Origin of the sequence: Metamycoplasma subdolum (assembly GCF_033546815.1) — a bacterium.
Classification (GTDB): domain Bacteria; phylum Bacillota_I; class Bacilli_A; order Mycoplasmatales; family Metamycoplasmataceae; genus Metamycoplasma; species Metamycoplasma subdolum.
Genome location: NZ_CP137846.1, coordinates 57,189 through 78,242, shown reverse-complemented (window position 1 = coordinate 78,242; position 21,054 = coordinate 57,189). Strand labels below are relative to the sequence as shown.

The 21,054-nt window shown below is 28.1% G+C and carries 12 protein-coding genes; 6 read left to right on the top strand and 6 right to left on the bottom strand.

Annotated features, from left to right (window positions below; genetic code table 4):
• Positions 1 to 184 precede the first annotated feature (184 nt).
• Positions 185 to 8,548, top strand: a complete 8,364-nt coding sequence (locus tag R9C05_RS00315; RefSeq protein WP_121940612.1) for an ABC transporter permease — start codon at positions 185 to 187, stop codon at positions 8,546 to 8,548.
• 1 nt (position 8,549) lies between these two features.
• Positions 8,550 to 9,452, top strand: a complete 903-nt coding sequence (locus R9C05_RS00310) for an ABC transporter ATP-binding protein (RefSeq protein ID WP_121940611.1) — start codon at positions 8,550 to 8,552, stop codon at positions 9,450 to 9,452.
• A 113-nt stretch (positions 9,453 to 9,565) separates the two neighbouring features.
• Here R9C05_RS00310 and R9C05_RS00305 read toward each other — a convergent pair whose 3' ends face one another.
• A complete protein-coding gene (locus R9C05_RS00305) occupies positions 9,566 to 10,432 on the bottom strand; it encodes a LicD family protein (protein WP_147437875.1) in 867 nt (288 codons plus the stop codon).
• A gap of 182 nt (positions 10,433 to 10,614) precedes the next feature.
• On the opposite strand from R9C05_RS00305, the gene R9C05_RS00300 reads away from it, so the two are divergent.
• The 4 genes from R9C05_RS00300 to recO all read left to right on the top strand — a co-directional run bounded on the left by R9C05_RS00300 (position 10,615) and on the right by recO (position 15,621).
• Positions 10,615 to 12,783 (top strand): HinT-interacting membrane complex protein P80, encoded by a 2,169-nt coding sequence (locus R9C05_RS00300; protein ID WP_121940609.1) that lies wholly within the window; start codon positions 10,615 to 10,617, stop codon positions 12,781 to 12,783.
• Between the two features lie 9 nt (positions 12,784 to 12,792).
• Positions 12,793 to 14,553, top strand: a complete 1,761-nt coding sequence (locus R9C05_RS00295; RefSeq protein ID WP_121940608.1) for a HinT-interacting membrane complex lipoprotein P60 — start codon at positions 12,793 to 12,795, stop codon at positions 14,551 to 14,553.
• Entirely contained in the window at positions 14,553 to 14,885 is a 333-nt protein-coding gene (gene hinT, locus R9C05_RS00290) for a histidine triad protein HinT (RefSeq protein ID WP_121940607.1), read from the top strand. The genes R9C05_RS00295 and hinT overlap by 1 nt, the downstream gene beginning before the upstream one ends.
• A gap of 70 nt (positions 14,886 to 14,955) precedes the next feature.
• Positions 14,956 to 15,621, top strand: coding sequence for a DNA repair protein RecO (gene recO, locus R9C05_RS00285; RefSeq protein WP_121940606.1), 666 nt, complete (start codon positions 14,956 to 14,958; stop codon positions 15,619 to 15,621).
• Here the strand turns inward: recO and R9C05_RS00280 are convergent.
• The 5 genes from R9C05_RS00280 to R9C05_RS00260 all read right to left on the bottom strand — a co-directional run bounded on the left by R9C05_RS00280 (position 15,618) and on the right by R9C05_RS00260 (position 21,051).
• Positions 15,618 to 16,496: an ECF transporter S component gene (locus R9C05_RS00280; RefSeq protein ID WP_318613923.1), complete on the bottom strand. Its 879-nt coding sequence runs from the start codon at positions 16,494 to 16,496 to the stop codon at positions 15,618 to 15,620. The genes recO and R9C05_RS00280 overlap by 4 nt on opposite strands.
• 95 nt (positions 16,497 to 16,591) lie before the next feature.
• Entirely contained in the window at positions 16,592 to 17,962 is a 1,371-nt protein-coding gene (locus R9C05_RS00275) for a M17 family metallopeptidase (RefSeq protein WP_121940605.1), read from the bottom strand.
• Between the two features lie 16 nt (positions 17,963 to 17,978).
• A complete protein-coding gene (locus tag R9C05_RS00270; RefSeq protein ID WP_121940604.1) occupies positions 17,979 to 19,340 on the bottom strand; it encodes a M17 family metallopeptidase in 1,362 nt (453 codons plus the stop codon).
• A gap of 216 nt (positions 19,341 to 19,556) precedes the next feature.
• Positions 19,557 to 20,201, bottom strand: coding sequence for a uracil-DNA glycosylase (locus R9C05_RS00265; RefSeq protein WP_121940603.1), 645 nt, complete (start codon positions 20,199 to 20,201; stop codon positions 19,557 to 19,559).
• Complete coding sequence (locus R9C05_RS00260) at positions 20,191 to 21,051, bottom strand: methionyl-tRNA formyltransferase (protein WP_121940602.1); 861 nt, start codon at positions 21,049 to 21,051, stop codon at positions 20,191 to 20,193. Before R9C05_RS00260 ends, R9C05_RS00265 begins: the two co-directional genes overlap by 11 nt.
• Positions 21,052 to 21,054: the final 3 nt, after the last annotated feature.

Genomic DNA, 21,054 nt, shown 5'->3' with positions numbered 1-21,054 from the left:
TTTTTATTTTTTGCAAAAGCAAAACTATTAGTTTTCCTTGTTTAGTACTATATTAAACAAAAATAATAACCTCTAAGTTATTTTTTTGACTTTTCTATTTATAAAAGTTGCGTATATTTTTTTCACTATTGTATAATAGTAAATATTAAATTTTAATTTTATTACTTAAAGTTCGGAGAACATTATGAGAAGACTTTTTAAAGAGGTTTTTAGATCGTTAGCTTATAACAAAATTACTTTAATTTGTTTAACGATTCTTATTTTCATAACATCGGGAATTTTTACCTTACTTTTTGATGTTAAGAAATCTTACTCAAACACTATTAAATCTTATGACAAGATAAGTAAATTACATGATTTAACTGTTGATATTGATGCTAACTTATCAGGTGCAATTCCGAATGATGGGTTTGATTTAATTGGCTCAAATAGCAAAGATAAAGTTAATGAACCAGTCAAATTTAGAGCTTCAAAAGCAACTGATAAAGTAAAATATTCAATTTATTTACCTAAAGTTGACACCGAATATATTCAACTTAAAGATAAGTTTGAAAACCTTGCTGTTCATGATGCAAATTTATTTATTAAAGCAGAAGATTTTTTAAACTTTTATAACACTTCTTTAATTGAAACCTCTAATGTTTACTTTGAAATTGCAAAAGAAGAGGGCAAACAAGATAAATTAAAAATTCGTAATTTCAAAACAAGTGAACCTTGAAAATTCCAACTTTTTGTAAAAGATGGCGAAACATTCAAAGCAAAAATTGAAAAAATTGATGCAAAAGTCGCTGATACTTTTAACTTCAAAGAAGTTCTAACTCTTGATGAACTTGGAGAAATTGTTGCTAAAAATGACGGGCTTACCAAAGATTACATCAAAGATCCAAGATCACTTTACTTAAACTTAAAAACAAAAAAAGCAAGTTTTCTGCTTTCAGATTATGAAGAATGAAAACAAAAAGGTGAACTTTTTATAGTAAATGGTCAAAACTTGATGAAACTTTTAGGTTTTGAAAAAGATGCATCAAGTGACAAATACTTTTTCAAAAAAGAAAATCAACCAACTTGTGACATAAAATTAGATGCTACTTTTAAATCAACAAATGAAAAAATTGACCCAAGCGATAAATTAAAATCAAGTTTCAACTTAACTAACTTTTTACTAACAAATGTAGTAAGCTCTAACTCAATAACCTTTCAAGAACTTGAGTTGAATAAAGAGTATAAAATTCCTGAAAATTGAGTTAAAAAAGATGAAGTTTTCACAACATATGATTGATATAGATATCGTTTAAATTGAAATGAAAAAGAAGATGAAAATTATAGCAATTGAAAAGGATTAAACCTTAAATTCATAATTCAATTTAAAAAGAAATATCCAGAGGAATATAAAAAAATTAAGTACTTTTCTTATTGAACAAAAAGTCAAACAAGTACTTTTACAGTTGGTTCAAAAGAACCATTTGTTAAAAAAGAAAACCTTCCTTTCACTAGAGAAGATTTAGATGTAATTTTTGAAGAAGGATGAGACGGTGGAGAAGTTGATCCAGTTAATCCCAGTGCACCTTTTACTAAACCAACATCACCACTTCATTCAGTAAGACAAATTGAACTTCCAGGCACTTTAGCACATAGCATTGTAACTGATGAAGAATTTGATAGAATTACTAATTCAAAAAACTTGCAAAATAAACAATTTTTCATTCGTGACAACGCAACCAAATATGCGAAAAATGTCATTATTAATGAGCTAATTAAGGAAGTTGGAGAAGAAAATTTAGGTATTAGACAAACAATGACTGTTGAAACAGTTAATGATAAAACTGCTTCCAAAAATGTCTTTCACTTCATCAATACTGGTGACATAGATTATAGAATTAGAGGCGTAAAACAAAACGTTGGAAAACTATATGATGAACAATTTTCACCAAGCAGATTGAATGAATCTATAACTAACGAAAATGTCGAAAAATTCCTTTTAAAACCAAATCCAGCGAGTCCATATATTCAAAAAATTCCTCCAATTTATACTAAAAATATACTTGATTTAATTTTTAAAGGTTATACTCCAGATTATGAATTTTTTGCCCCAGATACTCGTTTTGAAGACTACTACGATTTTTATCCAAATACTCAAATTCCAGTAAAAAGAAATGGCAAACTTTTAATCATTACTACTGATAGTGATGAACTCAAAACTCACGGTGCAACTGAGGTTGCTGCTATTGCAAGAGTTGAAGAAAATAAATACATCTTTTTAGTTAAAGGTCAAATTGATGGTTTTGGTTCACAAACAGTTTGAAAAAAAGTTGTTTCAGGTACCAAAAATGGATTTTTCACTCTTGATGAAATGTACCAAAAACTTGTTAATGAAGGTTTAACTATCAAAGGAAAAATTGGAAAAGAAGGCTGAGTTTCAGTTAATGATAAATTCAGAAACTTAATGACTTTACCAATCGGTTTTGGTGCAATCGTTAATGAATATACAAACGACATTATGCAAAATAAGTCAATAAGACTTTTAACTGAAGCTATTAAAAAAATCTTAATTGAATCAGATTTATCTAAGTTTTTAAGAAAAGATGACATCATCTTATTGACTGAAGCTGCTAGAAAATCTATTGAACAAAATGATTATCATAAACTTTTAGCAATTGCAAAATCAAATTACTACGTTACAATCAAAGTTGTTATTGATATTATTAAATATTTAATTGAAGGCTTTGATTCAAGTACTAAATCAACTGAATTCATTTCAAAAAATGCAAACTCTTTCATCCACGGTCTTTTTGGTAATGTAATTGATTATTTCAAAAGAATTTATGTAGGAGCTGGTGTTGAAGGAAAAGTTGCTTCTAAAGAAGAAAGAGATAATTACTTATTAAGTCAAATTGATATCATAACTAAACTATTAAAACTTGACCAAATTACTATCCTCCCACAAATTAACTTAACATTATCTGATCTTTTAAAATACATTGAAAACAAAGAACAAATTTTTGATTATCTTAAAAATTTAATTGCATCAATTGATTTCATAAAATTTTCTCGTTCAATGGACAATTGATACAAACATCACCCATTAATTCCATTCACAGCAACCGACTTGACTTACTGAGGTCTTTCAACTGATAGAATCGTTATTGAAGTTATTAAATCAGTTAACGAAGTTAAATTCAAGAAAGCATTAAAATCAATTTTAAGTACAATTAGTTTCAACAAAATTCTAAATCCGGACCTTGAAAATAGTTTCTTTGACAAACTTAAAAAAGCAAATGAACAAAGAGGAATGCCTTATTCAAAAGCTGATGAAGAAGAAATTAAAAGCGTTTTCAAGAAAATAAATGGTTCAAAAGATCCACTAAACCCTTATTCAAATGTTTTAAGTGGAATTAGTAAAATAATAGATACTTTTTCAGTTGAACGTTTTGCTGAATCTTTAGATAAATTAATCAAGCATGTTAAAAAACCAATAACAGCAAATAAAAAAGTTTACAAAGATTTCAACACCGAAACTTTAGAAAGTCAAGATTGATTAACAAGTGCAATTATTGCTCTCTCAACTTCAAGTGATGCAAACGTTAGTGGAAAAATTGCTAACATTCATTATGGCTTAATTGAAGCTTTAAACCTATCAAACAAAACTCTAAAAAGTTTGTCAAGTTTAGATATTTCAATCCCAGCAAAAGATGATGAAAAACTTTCACTTTTTGACTTATTCACTTTAGCAAAATTAAATATTCCATCAGGACCAGAAGATAAAAACTTTGATCCACTTAATGTTCCAATTGATGCCTTTTCACTTGAAGACATTGAAAAAGTTAAAACAAAAGTTAAAAACTCAATTGAAAGTAAATCTCAATTTATCCCTACATTAAATGAACTGAATTTCTTGAAATTTAAAGTATTAACAAGCAGTGGCGATCTTCAAAATTTAGAAAAAATATTAACTAAACTTGAAGCATATGAAAAGATGGTTAAAAATCTTCAAATTGTCAACCTTAAACCAGATGTCGACAATGAAGGAACTTGAAATTGAGATTTCAAATTTAATGGAAAAGAATTACTAACTTTTGGTGACTTGGCTTACAAAGCAGCATTAATTGATCAAAATAATAATGATAATCCAGACGCAAAAAATCTTTTAACAACAATTCACTCAATTTTATCAAAACAACTTTATGCAAGAATGTTAGGTTCTTCTCAAGAAAAATTCATCAAACAAGAGCTTGGCCTTTATGCACCTTGAATAAAACTTGGCTATGAACTATTTAACCTAGCAGATTTCACTGAAAGTATCATTACAAATCCAAGCACTGGTGAAAATGAAATTATCAGAAAAAAGACTAGAAAATTAACCCTTGCTCAAGTTTCATTTATCCTTGAAGAACTTTACAAAACTGCTAACAAAAAAGAAATTTCTGACTTGCTATCTAATTACAGCAAAGTTGAAAATTCATTCCCAGATTTTGGAATTATTGGTTCAAGCGGAACATATCATTCAAGTATTTTAAAAATAGCATATGCACATGCTAAATCATCACTTGCAAATAGACTTTTCAAAAATGCTTTAACAAATTCAACATCTTTCAAGGACCTTTACCAAGCCTTAAAAGACAAAGGTTTAAGCGATGAAATTGTTGAAGATTTCAAGAAAATTTTAGACAAACATCAAAACGAACTTACTTATTCATTTGGATATTTAGCAAGTTGCGATCAAGTTCCAACTTTCTATAAAGATTCAATTGAGAAATTTGTAAATTCCTTCATTAATAAAGATATAAATTCAGATTTCACTCCATTAGTTTCAAACGAAACTGACTTTGACTTACTATACAATCTAACTTTAGAAAGTGTTCAAACAACTGATAAATTATCAATAATAAATGTACCTCGTTCAGCTTTAAATCCTTTAGTCTCAGCAACCTTCCCGCAAATTCTAATGTATTACTTACTTTCAAATAAAACAGGTGAAGGTAACTTAAGCTTTATTGTTAAAAAACTTTTTGACAATTTAAAAGGTATGACTCTTGAAGAAGTTAAAACAGAAATCAATCCTCTTTATGATAAATACGTTTTCCCTTCAACTGAAATTGGAACTGGAGGAGATTCTCCTGTTACAATTGATATCTCATTAATTCACAACTTAATTAATAACGTTCTTAGTGACAATGGTGCTGATATCACTCTATTCGGAATCAACTTAACTAAAGCGTTCAAAGAGACTGTTTGAAAAATTCTTCAACCTGTTATGATTTATAACTCAATTGCTTATTCAGACACAGGTTCTTATCTTGCAAAAGTTAATCACGGTCACCTTGCAAAAAATGGAAAAGAAATTTACAAAGGTGACATCTCTGATGCGCTTTCAAGCCCAATCAAGATGGAAAACTTTTTAAAATCACTTGATGAAAAATACAAAATAAGAATTAATAGTATTGAATATTTAATCATCGGTGAAGAAACAACTGCTGACTATCTTTACGCCGTAGTTAATGAACAAAACATCCAAGTTGATACCAAAACTCAAGCAATAGTTTATGTTAACCAAAAGGGATTTGATAGAATTTACTCAGCTTATCCAACCTTTGCAATTAAAGAATATGTGCTAGTAAAAGCACCTAGAAAAGGAAAGAAATTTGTTGAAGGAAAAACTCCAATTGAACTTCAACGTAAATTTAATAAAGCAATCAGTCAAATCACAGGAAGCAACTTCCAAAAAGTTTACTTAAAAGATGAAACTGACTTCTTAAACCCCGAAAGAGCAATTCGTGTTAAAACTGTAACAAGCGTAATTGATGCCATTTCAGCAACAACACTTTACTCAGTCTTAATTCTTTTAATCTTAGTTGGATTCATAGTTTATTTTATTATTAAACGTTACATCGGAGCCAGACATAAAGTTATCGGTATTCTAAGAGCTCAAGGTTATAAAGTTAGCGAAATTGCAATAAGTTTCTGTGCTTTTGGATGAATTCCTACTATTGTTGGAACTTTGTTCGGTTATATAGTCGGTTTTAGTTTACAAAGGCAATTTATGCAACTCTTCTCCAGTTACTGGACGCTCAAGACGGCAACGTTAAGTTTTAATTTCTTATCATTTGCAATTACTTTATTTATTCCATTTATAGCAATTTCACTTCTTATTTTCTTAATCACATTTATTTCTGTAAAAAGAAAACCAACAGAAATGATGAGCGGACTTGTTGAAGTTAATGTTGGAAAAGTCGCCCAAAGAATTTCTAAATCATTTAGAAATTGAGGTGTTAAAATGCGTTTCATTATGTCAATGGCATTAAACAACTTCTGAAAAATGATTTCCGTTTTCTTAGGTTTTTCAACAACATCGCTTCTTTCAATGTTTTTCTTATCATCAAGCAACGTTTTCTCAAAATCAATTTCAAGAACTTACGAAAATAGAAACTATCGTTATAAACTTGACTTAATCACTCCTTCAACCGAAGGTGGTCCATTAGTAACTTATGATAAAAATAATTTATCTAACTTACTTTATTTACCAAATGATTTAGCAGGTAATACTTCTAAAAATGGTTCACAACTTGATTATGACAACCCAAACTTCTTACGTCCAGGTGCAAACTTTAATACTGATGTTATATTAAATAAATACGACCCAGTAGTATTAACTAAATCTTCACTTGATCTTTTACTTGACTTATCAGTTGAACTTTCACCATGAGATATTACTTATGCTAACCTTCCAGAAACTCAAAAAGCAAGAGTTGTTGAAATCTTCAAACAAGTTTCTAGAAAAATTGAAAACACTCAAAACATTATTAGAAACGAAGACGGAAGCCCTTACTCAGCTGTTAAAGACATTAAAAAATACTATGAAGATAAAGCAAAAGGCTTGCCTGAAGATTTATCAAATAGAACAAGTTTCTTTGCAATTTACACTGATGAACACTATGATGTAGGAAATTCATTTTCAATCAAAAATCAATTCAAATTCGTTGAATGAGATCCAATTAATGAAGCTTATGCTAAACCAGTAAAAGTTACAACTTCTTCACACCGTCAAGAATATAGAAACTTCTTGATTGAATCATATAAGAAAATCGATCAACCCGACTTCTTCGTTTCATTCAGTGGAATTTACTGAAATGAAAACACTAACGAAAAATACAGTTATGCAATCGCTAAAATTGATGGCAAAGAACAAAAAATTTACGGTTACCACTTAAATAGTAAATACATAAGTTTTACTGATGAAAAGAAAAATAATTTAACTCAATTATTAGCAAACTACAATTGAAAACTAGGTGATGATGTTCCTATTTTAGTAAATAAAGTTACCGCTAAATCACTTAACTTAAAACTAGGTTCAATCTTACAAGGCGAAATTAAAAACCATGTTGATAGATTCAGTTGACAAAGTTTAAATTTAGAAAAACCAAACTTTAATCATAGATTTAAAGTTGTTGGAATTTCAGCAACTTATATTAACAATGAATTTGCGACAAGAAAAGATATCATTGACAAGATTTTAGGCTTTGATACTTTAACAAAAAGACTTGAAGATTCAAGAAAAGTTGAGTTAAATAATATGCTCGCTCGTTTCCCAAATGATGCTGAAGAAATTAAAGCAAAATTCCATCAAAAATATGAAGCATTTAACGGTATTTTATCTCAAGACGAAACACCAGTTCAAACAATTGATACTTTAACAACTTATTCAAACTTAGGTTTTTGAGGAGCTCAAAATAGTTACAACGTTGCAGGTGCAAGCGATGAATCAATTTGAGACTTTTTCAGAAAAATATTTATTTCTAATCCTTCTTTAAAATACACATCAGTTTATGAACATATTGTAACAAGTTACAATGAAGCTCACGGAACTAACTTCACTTATCGTGAAAAAATTAAAGAATTCTTGAACAACATATTAGATGAATCAAATAAGAAAGATAAGAAAAAAGAACCTTTCATTGATGATGCTAAATTTGATGAAATAGTTGAAGCAAAAGAAAAAACTGGATATGAAAAATTAGCAAGATCTGCTCTCGAAAAAATGTTCGGTGATGTCAATGAATCAATTTATGGAAAAGATATCATGTTCGGTGCATCATTTGATGTTAATAGTAAAGACATTGAAGTTGGATTTATCAGCGGAATGAGTAAAACTATTACTACTTTATTAACTGCGTTTATCTTAATTTCATTCATTATTTCAATTATTATCCTTATTGTTATTACTAATATTATGATTGCATCAAACCAAAGAGCAATTGCAATCTTCTCAGTATTAGGATATACAAGAGGTGAAAAAATCTTACTATTCTTCTTTAACTTTATCCCAACTATCTTACTCGCATGTTTATTAATGATTCCAATCACATTCGGACTAATTGCAATCTTTAATGCTTTCGTTATGACGACGAGTCAGATAATCTTACCACTAACACTTCAAATGTCTTCAATCATCTTATCGGCAACAATGTGCTTGTCAGTATTCACTATAAGTTCTATAGCAACCTGACTAAGTTTAAACAAAGCAAAACCAATAGAAACATTGAAAGGAAAGTAATATGAAAACAAATAAAACAAAAGAAAAAAACAAAACACTTGAAAAAACAATTGAAATATCAAATGTTGATTCTAACTCATATCAAGTTGATAACAACACTATTAAAAAATTAAAAACAGCAAACAACAAGCCTCGTCCCAAAGATGAAGGTGCTAATGAAATTAATAGTGAAAACTTTATTGTTGAAGTTGAAAATTTACAAAAAACTTATCTTTCAGGTAACGTTGCAACTGAAGTTTTAAAAGATATCACTTTCCAAATTGAACGTGGCGAGATTGCTATTTTATATGGAAAAAGTGGTTCAGGAAAATCAACTTTACTAAACATTATCTCTGCTTTAGATAGACCAACAAGTGGTAAAGTTATAGTAAATAATATTGCTTTACCTTACTTAAATGACAGACGTCAAACTCTATTTAGAAGAGAAAATACTTCCTTTATTTTTCAAGACTATAACTTACTTCAAAACTTAAATAGTTATGACAATGTTGAAACTGGTGCTTACCTTCAATCTGATAAGAGAAAACGTTTAGATCTTAAAAAACTTTTTAAAGAATTTGATCTTGAGAATTGTATGTTCAAATATCCATCTCAAATGTCTGGTGGTCAACAACAACGGGTATCAATTCTTCGTGCAATTGCTAAAAACTCAGAGATTTTAGTTTGTGACGAACCAACCGGAGCACTTGATGAAAAAACAGGAAAAATCGTTCTTAAACTTTTACAACTAATTAACCGTGATTATGGTTCAACAGTTATCATTGTAAGTCACGACCCCGACATTGCAAAATTAACTGATAAAATCATTTATTTAGAAAACGGAAGAATTAAAGAAATTATCAAGCAAGAACGTGAATGAATTATTCCAAAAGTGGCTGAAAAAGAAGAATACAAAACTGCTTAAATTAATAATTAAAAATAGGCAATTCTTACTTAAAATAAGACGCCTATTTTTTTATTATTTTATTGAACTTAAATTTTGAATTTTCTGCTTAAATTTAAATGTTTTTTGAAAATTTACTCTTCAATATTTTTATCTGAATCTTTACTTAATTTTTCTTTAGATTTTACCTTAACTTGTGGATCAGAAATAGTATGCTCAATTATCTCTTCTTTTATCTTATCTTGTTCTTCTTTTTGCTTTGCTAAATTAAATGTATTTACACTAACAAAATCAACTAAATTAATGTGAATATTTTTCAAAGGTTCAACTTCAAAATCACTGAAATTTTCACCAAAAATGTTAGTTAAATAGCTTTCAAATTCACTTAAAATTTTAACTTTTATACCGTGAAAATCAATTGTTTTTCTTTCAAAAGAAACATGAGTAATTCAGTTCCTTTTTCACTTTTTATTAATTCTTTCACGTGTAGTTACATAGCCTTCATACTCTTTATCTTCAAGCGAATTAATGATTTCTTTATATGTTAATTTCGGTCAGAAAAGTGAAAGAATTTTACCTTCAAGTTGTGCAGAAGTAGATCTATATCTTGTTTGTAAATTTTGCATTCTTGAACGTTCATAGTTTTTAAAATTCAAGAATTTTTTTAGAGTTTTTACCTTAACTGGAAGAAGCAAATTTATATTAACAAATGCTTTTTCTTCAAGAAAATTATTTGCATCTTTTGCAAATTTTATTTGAGTAGTTTTATAAGAACTATGCTTTGTGTTATCAATTACAAAATCAGTACATTTAGTTTTAAATTCTTCATAAGATTCATAAGTCATCATAACTTCATGAAAATCAATTTTATCTTCAATATCTTTTTCACTAACCGTTGAAAGTAAAGATAAGTTGTCCAAACTATACCAAATTTTATGTGTGTCACAAAGAGTCACAAACTCTTTAAGAGCATCAAGTTTTTCATTCATTATTTTATTCATAACTAAAATTATAATTCATTTAGAATTATGCTTTGAATTAAAAGACTAAGTAATTTAACAAAGAAAAAGTTGAACAATTTTAAAGGTTTATGTAATTACTTATTAATACTTACAAAATTTATTAATATATATAAATGTCAAAATTTGGTAAAATTTAACAATGATAAATTAGAAAGGATGCCATGCCTAAAGAAAATAAAAATCAAACTACTACTGAGAAATCAACACGTAGAAAAAAAATAATTGCAGGCGCAATCTGAGGGATTGTACTTGCTGGAGCAATTGCAACTGGAATCACAATTCCTGTTGTTCAAGCACAAAAGAAACTTCCTAAACCATTGCCTTCTCTTAAAGAAAGCGATGTAATTTTCCAAGTAACAGATCCAAACGGAAAAGTACACCAAATTAAATATGATGATGTTTCTAAAATTAGTTCAACCATTAACAAAAAAGCACACATCACTCAAGAAGTTGAAAAACATTTAGCAAATTATTTATACGAAAAAGAATATGAAGCCTCTTTAAAATATGAAGCAATTTACAATGCTAACAAAGTTGGTTCAGCTATTAAACATTTTGCTCTTCAATCAATTGATTCAATCAAAGATGAAAAGAAAAAAGAAATTGAAGATCTTAAGAAAAGATTCCAAAATCAATTTGGCTTTGATAAACAATGAGAACAAAAATTTAAAGAAGAAATCGCAAAACCTGAATGAGGAAATGCAACAAGTGAACAACTTGCAATTGAATTTAAAACTGCTGAAGCATTAAAGGCAAATGCCTTTAGACGTTATCAAACTGAAATCAACCAAGACTTCACTTACAAAGAATTAAATGATGGATTCATTTTAGCTAACGCAGATATTTATTACACTTACAAAGGAAAAAGAGTTGATATTGCTAAAAAAGGCGATAAGATTCCTTTACCATTTGCAATAAAAGATGAAAACTTCGTTCTTCCAAAAGCAGGTGATCCTGAACTTCAAATTCATAAAGAAGAAGAGTTAAAAATTCCGCTTTTTGTTACAAGATCATTTATTTTTGAAGAAAAAAATCCACTTAAATTTATAACTGAATGAATCAAGAAAAAGCAAATCATAACCAGCGATTTAACTCTTCTAGCTCATCCAAATGAAGATAGAATGAAACCTTGAGTTGTTACAAAAGAAGAAGTTATAAAATTGCTGCAATTTTCAAGTTATCAAAAAGAAGATGATGCAAATAAAGTTGAACTTGAAATTGGAATTAATAGACTTGCTAAATTTAAAGGAATTAGTCCTGTAATTCTTGCAGCCGAAATTAATGAAACAGTTGTAAGACAAGCTGAAAACGAAAAAACTTTAGTTCAACAAGTTTCTTCAAATACTTCTAACGCTTCAAAATATGGTTCTCAAGGTTTTAAAAGCTTAAAAGATTTAATTTCAAGTCAACAACCAAATGAATACTTACCTTTAATTTCATCACTTTTAGGTGATGCAACAGGTTCAGGCAAAAACTTATTCAAATTTGAAGAAAAAAATACTCTTTTTGTAGACTTGGCTAAAGAACTTTTAACACAAGTTTTCAAAGATGATATTTCTATTAAAACTGAGATTGAAACTAAATCAGATCCTGCAAACAATGTTAAACTGCTTGATGATAAAACATATGTTGAAGACTATGCAAAATTAAATAATAAAATTAAAGATTTTATTACTGACATGGATCAAAAGGATTTTGAAAAATTAGCAGGTGAAGCTTTTAGAAAAATATTTGCTAAAAGCACTGCTCCCGGAAAAGATCAATACAAAGTTTCAACAGTTATTAAAGTAAATGATAACTTCTTATATGTAACAGGCACTGGTGTTACTATCAAAAACATTCAAGAACTTAAAAATGAAGATCAAATCAAGAAAATTATCATCCGTGACTTAGGTATTAAAGCAAAACTTGAATTTGTTCATGGATTTAACTCACCAGTTTTCGAACTTGATTCAATCTTTAGTTCATTACTTGATAAAAACTTCCAAATTGCTGATCTTTTAAATAAACCTGATTTCAAAACTTACATCAAAGAAAAAGAATTTAATGAATATCTTTCAGTTGATAAAAAATCAAAATTCACTGATAAAGAAATTAATGAAGCATTAGAATACGAAAAACTTTTAAAAGACATCTCAACTTTCAGTTTAATTAAAAATAAAGCAAACGAAATTGAAGGTTGAATTAAAGGACAAGCAAATGGTGATTTAAATGCTGACTTTGATTACGATGGAATCAAATCAAAATTTAGTTTACTTCCACACACTGATAAAGAAATGTTGCCATACATTTTCAACACACTTTATGAATTCTTAAAGAAGATAGGATAGGAGAAAAATATGTCAAAAAAATTAAAATTACTAAGCACTCTTTTTGCTCCTATTATGATTGGAGCACCTCTAATTGCACTTTCATGTAAAAATGGTGATGGAAAAATTGATCGTGGAACCCAAACTGAAATTATTAAATCAAACATCTCAAAAAATAAAGTTCTTACAGAGCTTACTAATGCTTACTTATTAACTTTCTATGAAAATGAAATCAAAACTCTTGATGAAGCAAGCAAAAAAGGTGATGTTATTTTAAATGTAGTAAAAGGCAAAAAAGGCGAACTTTACAAAGATTTAAAAGACATGTTCACTTACTTTAGTCAAAGTGAACTTGATAAAAACCCACAATACTTTTCAAATTTAAAAGCTGAATTTATTAAAGCAAATGTTGATGCTTCAAGCTACAACGTTAATCCCTTTTCTTCACCAACTGAAGAAGAAATGATCTTCCTTTTTGAACACTCAAACATTTTAGAAGATAATGTTAGATTAACTTTACAAAAAAATTTAGCAGTTAAACTTTACCTTCTAAAATCAAGAGAAGAAATTAAAAAACTTGCAAATAATGACAAAAAAGAAGATAAACAAAAACTTGAACAATTAAATAAAAGACTTGAAAATAAAGATCAAAAAGATGACAGAGACACAACTCTTTTACAAGCTTTAGATTTAACATCAGATTCACTTTATTTAGAAGAACATTTATTGAACAACCACTATCACGTAACTTGATCATTCACAGACTCACGTGATATGAACTTAAGAAAAGGTCATGGAAAAGTTAAAAACGTTGATGAATTCAACTTGCTTGCTTCATATAACCCAACCTCAAAGCCTCAATATGATTACAATCCAGTAGCTAAACACAAAAACTTGCTTCTAGCAAGTGGTGCTAATGAAGGAAATCTTGACACAATGAGAGCTTACAAAGGTTTTGCAACGGCCGCTCATACAACAGGCGATCTTTACCATGGTATTTATTTCTTAAAAAGTATTACCTCTCCAATCTTTGGTTATTTAGATGCAAAAACCAAAAAAGTATTCTCACAAGATGCATTTAAATTTGCTGAAATTCTTGAAAAAGCTAAAACCGCACCTAAAGTTAAAATTAAAACCGCTAGTGCAGATAAAATAAAAAACAAAACTCAAGTTCTTTTCACAGCTAATGATATTCAAATTGATGATAGTACCAGTGCTAAAAACGAACTTGATAAAACAATCTTTACTTTAAATAATAAAATCACTATTGGTGCTTCTAATTACACCTTACAACTAGAAGCTGAATCATTTGAATACGATTTTGCTAAATCATTTGATGTTACAATCAACTGAAAATTAACAGTAAAAGAGCTTGAAAAAAGACAATTCTACACCTTCAAATCACTATGTAAGGATTTACAAGAAGATTCAAAAACAAACAATTACAACCTTCTTTCATATCCTAAATATGTAAACTTTGAAGCAGATGATTCATCAAAATTTGATGCAACTTATTTAATAAAAATCGCACCTCTATACAAAGAAGAAATGAAAAGCGTTCAAAAAGATGGCAAGACTGTAAAAGAAAAAGTTGGATTCTTCACTTTTGAAAATACTCCTTGATCTTCAAAAGAAGAAAAAGAAAAAATTATACAAAACTTACTTCTTGTAGAAAAAGATAATCTATTTAAAAACGCTGCTAAATACTTCAAAAATTTAGGTTTCAAAATTGATGAAACTAAGATCGAAAAAAATATAGTAGACATGCTAAAATCAGAGGGAATTTTATAATGGAAAAAGACACATTTCAACGAATAATTGACCGAGAAATTTCTGCAACAATCATCTATGAAGATAAAGATGTCATTGCAATCGTTGATATTAATCCAGTAAATAAAGGGCACTTTCTTGTAATACCTAAAAAGTTCTCAAAAAACTTATTAGATATTGACGAAAAAAACTATCTAATCCTAATGCAAAAAGCTCATGAACTTGCTTTAGAACAAGTTGAAAAACTTGGAGCAAAAGGATTTAGATTACAAGTTAATAATGGAAAATGTGCAGGCCAAGAAGTATTCAGAACCCACATTCACATTATTCCTTATTACGATGATGAAGATTAAGAGAGTTTTCTCTCTTTTTCTTTTACTTTAAATTCAAAAAACACCTTTAAATCAAATAAAATTTAAATATATGCAATCAAAATTAAAAGAAGCAAACTTGAATGTAATAATCTTAGACAAAAAGCCCATTAGAGATTATGATGAAATAATTACTTGTTTAACTGATGAAGGTATTAAAAAAATCTTTGCTCCAGGCGTTAGAAAAGCAACTTCCAAAAATAGAAATGCTCTTTCATTAATGTCATATGTTTCTTTAGAAGTGATTACAAGTAAAAAACTACTCCTTCGTTTGAAAAGAGCAGAACTTATTGATATTTTTGACCCACGTTGAAATATGATTTATTTTCAACAAACATTTACTCATTTTGCTTACAAATTAATTGATACAAATTGCAAAAATATAATAGATCAATATTCAATTTTAATTAAAGAAATGAATCAAAATAAAGACACTAAAATTTTGATTTATTTGCTTCTTGAAATGCTTGTTTCTTTAGGCTTAAATCCGAGATTAGATTCCTGTGTTGAATGTAAAAACAATAAGGTTATTGACTTCAATTTCCACAAAGGCGGTTTTCTTTGCAAAGAGCATACAGAACATAATTTTCCCAAAGAAGATTTACTTGCAATTTATACTCTATCTAAAAGTTTTGCTGAATTTGAAGAAAAATGTTCTTTTAAATTTGCAAATTTTTTTCTCAAACTAATTATTCAATATATGTCAGAAGTTATTTAATAAGTTGACCTTTTGCTTGTATGAAAAAGAATTGATTCTCTTAGTTTTCTAACAATAGGAAAGATTGCGAAAATAATTAACGCATAAACTGGTATTTCAATAAAACTTTTAAAAATAATCGGAATCATAATTGGAAAATATTTTGTTTCATAAGTTCAAGCAGATTTTTTAGCTAAAAATCTATTGAAATAATTAATAAATGCAAATGGTCCCCACAATCATCTAGTTAAAATTAAAATAATAAAAATAGTAATTAAGATGGCAAAGAAAAGATGACATTTAAACTTAGTTTCAACATTTCTTGTTTTAGCAGATGTTATTAATAAACTTAATGATGCTGTTCAAATCAATGTTAAACTTATTGAACTAATTATTGCAACTATTAAAGGTGAAACCTTATCACTTTTAAGTTTATTTTCTACACTTGGAATTTTGCCACTATTAAATAATAGAAAGGCAATCATAAAACAAGTTAAAAAGCTTAAAAAACTAAGTCCTATAACAAAAGTAGTTTTGCTATCTTTATAAATTAAGTATCTAAAAATTCCAGAAAGAAAAGCAATAATTGCAGGAATAATTGCATATTCAATCATCCACGTGCTAACTCCAAAAATAATTTGATCTAAAGTATCGGAAAGAATACCTAAAAAGGCACCTTTTCAAGGACCTAAGATTATTCCAAAGATTATAAAAATGGCATAAGTTATACTAATATTGTATGGACCTCTGAAAACAAATCTTTCAACAAGCCTTGCAATCATGTAAATTGCTAAAAGAATTCCAAAAAGGCAAATTTCATAAACAGTTAGTCTTTTAGATTTGTATTTTAAGCGGGAAAGTTTGTAGAAAAAAGAACTTAAAATTGCTTTAGTCACCTCATGTTTTTTAAATATTTTTAAATTATACTTTATTAAAAATAAAATGTGAAAAAATAGCAGACGTACTTTGTCTGCTAATTTCTATTTATATATTAAAGAGCCATTTCAACTAGAGTTTTAACCATAGCAAACATTGGCTTTTCGTCAATATCATTTGTGCCGGCTATATCTAGGTGAATATATTCAACATTATTAGTAAATTCTTTTAAAAACATTGCTGCTGAACAAGAACCAGCATTTCCAGTATAATCTGTATTTTTTAAGTCAGCAACAACACTACCTTTCATAAATTCTTCAAAATCTTCATCAAAAGGCATTCTTCAAATAAGTTCATGTTGTAAGTTGGCTGCTTTTTGAATATCTTCATAAGCTTTTTCAGTTGTTGCTCAAACTCCGGTATAAGTGTCACCTAGAGTTCTTACAATTGCGCCTGTTAAAGTAGCAACATCAACTAATCTTGTAGCTTTTAATTTAGTTGCACCGTAATAAAGTCCATCGGCTAAAACAAGTCTTCCTTCAGCATCAGTGTTATTAATTTCAACAGTTTTTCCGCTCATTGAAGTAAACACTGAATCAGGTAAAGAAGCATCACCATTAATTCTATTATCAGTTATGCACATAATAGCAGCAACATTTCTTTTTGGTTTTAAAACACTAATTGCTTTCATAGCAGATGCTACAATTACTGAACCTGACATGTCATATTTCATACCTAACATATACTTAGGAGGTTTTAAAGAATAACCACCTGAGTCAAATGTGATACCTTTACCAACATAAACATATTTTTCTTCGCTTGATGGATTTCCATTGTATTCAATAATAACAACTCTTGCTTCAAACATTGAACCTTTATTAACTGAAAGTAAAAGACCCATTCCAAGTTTTTCAATTTCTTTTTTATTTAAAATAGTCACTTTTAAATTAGGATATGATTTGAAATCATTTTCAATAATTTTAGCAAGTTGTTCTGAGTTTAAATAGTTTGGAGGAGTAACACCTAAATCTCTTGCATAGTTTTGTGCTTCAATTAGAATTCTTGCTTTATTAAAAGCATTTTTTGATTCTTCAGTAACATTTTGTAAGTAAAGAGATAGATTGTTTTTGTTAACTTTTTTAGTAAAAGTTTTTGCCGAAAAGTATTCAAATGCTGAGAAGTTAATTCCTTTAACAAAGGCATCAATTACATCAGTAAGTTTAACTTTTTCAGTAGCAAAAGACTCAAGGTCGATTTGATATGAACGTGCTGCATTTGAAGCTAAAGATTTTGCTGTTTCATAAAGACTTTCATATGTATAATCTTTTTCTTCATCTAAATAAATATAAGCTAGATTTTCATTTAAATATTCAGTTATCTCACCTGATTTTTCGATTAAAAATTTAGGTAATTCTTTTGATTTAAAAATTGCTTTTAAAAGAGGAAGGTCGCTTCTTTTGGTTTCAAATAATTTAATTAATTCCATAATTTTCTCCTTTTAATTAATTTTGTTTTTTAGCAAACTCAACTAATGTTGAAACTAAAATTCCAAAACCCATTCCTTTATTATCAGCAGTACCTGCAACATCACAGTGAATGTAAGGCACATCTTTTGTAAATTCTTTTAAAAACATTGCAGCAGTGTTTGAATCTGCTTTTTCGGTCGTTGAATAGTTATTTAAATCAGCAACTTTACTTAATTTATTAGGTTTATGAAAATCTTCATGTAAAGGCATTCTTCAAACTTTTTCATGAGCAATTTTTGCAGCATCTTTGAATTTTTCTCACTCTTTATCGCAAGTTGAATAAATACCTGAATAAGTTTTTCCTAATGCAGTTAATATAGATCCGGTTAAAGTAGCAACATCAACTAAAAGTGAAGCTTTTAAATCACTTGCACCGTAGTAAAGTCCGTCAGCTAAAACAAGTCTTCCTTCAGCATCAGTGTCGGTAATTTCAACACTTTTACCACTCATTGATTTAACAACTGATTCTGGAACTGTTCCATGAGTATCAATTGCATTGTCAGTTAACATCATAACAGCAGAAACATTAACTTTAAGTTTAAGTTCAGCGATTGCTTTGACAGCATAAGCTACAATAGCAGAACCTGACATATCAAACTTCATACCGTCCATGTAGTAACCTTTTGTATTATAACCTCCAGTATCAAAAGTTATACCTTTACCAACATAAACATATTTTTCTTTACTTTTTGGGTTACCTTTATATTCAACAGTAACAACTCTTGGTTCATATGAGCTTCCACTATTTACAGCAAGTAGCAAGTTCATATTTTTTTCTTTAATTTGTTTTCTATCAAAAACTGTTACTTTTAAACCTTTAACTTTAGCAAAGTCTTCTTCAATCGCTTTAGCAATAAATTCACTTGTAGCAATATTTGGAGGAGTAACTTGTAAGTTTCTAGTTTTATTGATTGCACATGCTATAGTTGCAAGTTCATTGTTTAATTCTAGGTAATCACTTGAATCTAAATAAAGTGAAATTGAACCTTTTTTATCTTCTTTTTGTTTTTCCTTTGCTGAATATAATTTTGCAGTGTGAAATGCTTCACGTAAAACAAAAGCACGTAAAACTTCTTCAAGAGTTAAAAAGTTAGTTACAAAAGATGCTAAATCAATTTGATAATCTCTTCTTGGAGATGCAACAATTGAATCTACAACTTTAATAAATGAATAGTAATTTTTAACTTCTTTTGAAATAAAAATATACGCAACATTTTGATCTAAAAATTCAGTAATATAATTATCACTTTTTGCCACCATTTTAGGAAATTCATTTTCTTCAAAAGCGGCCTTTAAAAGCATTGATTTATTACGTTTTTGTTCGTATTTTGAAATCATTCTTTTTCCTTTCTTAAATAGATTAATTTAATATACAAATTATAGTTAAAAAAATACTTTTAATTCTTTTTATTACTTAGATTTTTTAGGCTTTAATTTTAAAAATAGAAACCCGTACTTATTAACAATTCTTTTAATATATTAAAAAGAGAAAAAAATTAAAAAATTATTGACATATATAAAAAATAAAAACTTGGCTTTTGTTTTTACCAAGTTTTATTCTGTAGATCAATCAATTTCTTGCTTGCCTATTTTTTTGAGTGATTCATTAATTAAAAAGAAAATATTTGAACCAAAAAATCCACGTGCAGCAGAAAGAGGTGATGGATGTACTGCTTTTAAAATTATTTGATTTTTTAATGATAAGGTTTGAACAAAATTTTGTGCATTCTTGCCAAGTAAAACATAGACAATATTTGCATAATTTTCATTAAGCTTTTCAAGCAAATTTAGATTAAATGTTTCTCAGCCAAAATTTGCATGAGAAAGAGGTTTTTTAACTTCAACCGTAAGAATAGAATTAAGTAAAAGCACGCCTTGATTTTTTCAACTTTCTAAACTGTTTGATTTGAAAGTTGCATTAGGATAAGATGACTTTATTTCGTTAAAAATATTTCTTAAAGATGCAGGAGTTATACTTGATTTCGTTGAAAAACAAAGTCCATCAGGAACGTTTTCATTAGCATAAGGATCTTGTCCTATAATAATCACTTTTAGATTATCAAAATCAAATTTTTTAAAGGCATTGAAAATTTCATTTTTCTTCGGTAAATAAGGTGTTTTTTGGATTTTAGCTTCAAGAATTTTGAAATAATCTTTTTCCTTTTCAAGTTTTAAAAATTCATCAAAATTAAATGTCATATTTAACAATCTTTTTACCTTCAAATTGATATTCAATTAAATAAAGTTTTCCATCAGAAAAATCAAGTGTAAGCGGAACTTTTACTTTATTTTTTGTTGCTCTAAAAATTTTAAGTCTTTTATTGTTTTTGATGATAAAAGCACCTGGTTGATTGTTAAAAGCTTTGATTTTTCTAAGTGCTTCTTCAGTAGTATTTGTTTCAAAAATTTGAGGCATTTCATTGGGAATTTTAGGTGCAAAAGTTACTTTACTTTCATCTTGTTTTTCGCCCTCTAATTTACCTAAAAAATGTGCATTTAATCAAATAGGTAAATTTAAAATTGCAATATCTGCTAACTTGTCAAAAACTTCAATCGCTGTATCATTTTCTTCAATTAAAATTTTTGCTTTAGCAAGCATGTCACCAGCGTCCATTTCTTTAATCATATAAATTAAAGTTATGCCTGATTCTGTATCTCCATTTAATAAAGTATATTGAACAGGTGCTGCACCACGGTATTTTTCAAGCAAACTTCCATGAACATTTAAGGCTGCTTTTTTAGGTAAATTTATGATTGATGTTGGTATAAATTGCCCATAACTTGCTGTTATAAAATAATCAAAATCTAAGGTAGAAAGTTCATCAAAAATTTCTCTAATTTTTAATGGTTGGAATAAAAGAATTTTATGTTTTTTTGCAAGCTTACTTACTTCAGTTTCTATTGGTTTTTTGTTTCTATCTAAGGCGAGATTTGGTTGGCTAATTAAAGCAACAATTTCAAAGTCTTTATTGTTGATTAAACTTTCGAAAATCTTTGCTGAAAAAGAGCCAGTTCCTGCTAATATTAATCTAATTTTTTTTGAGTTCATAAT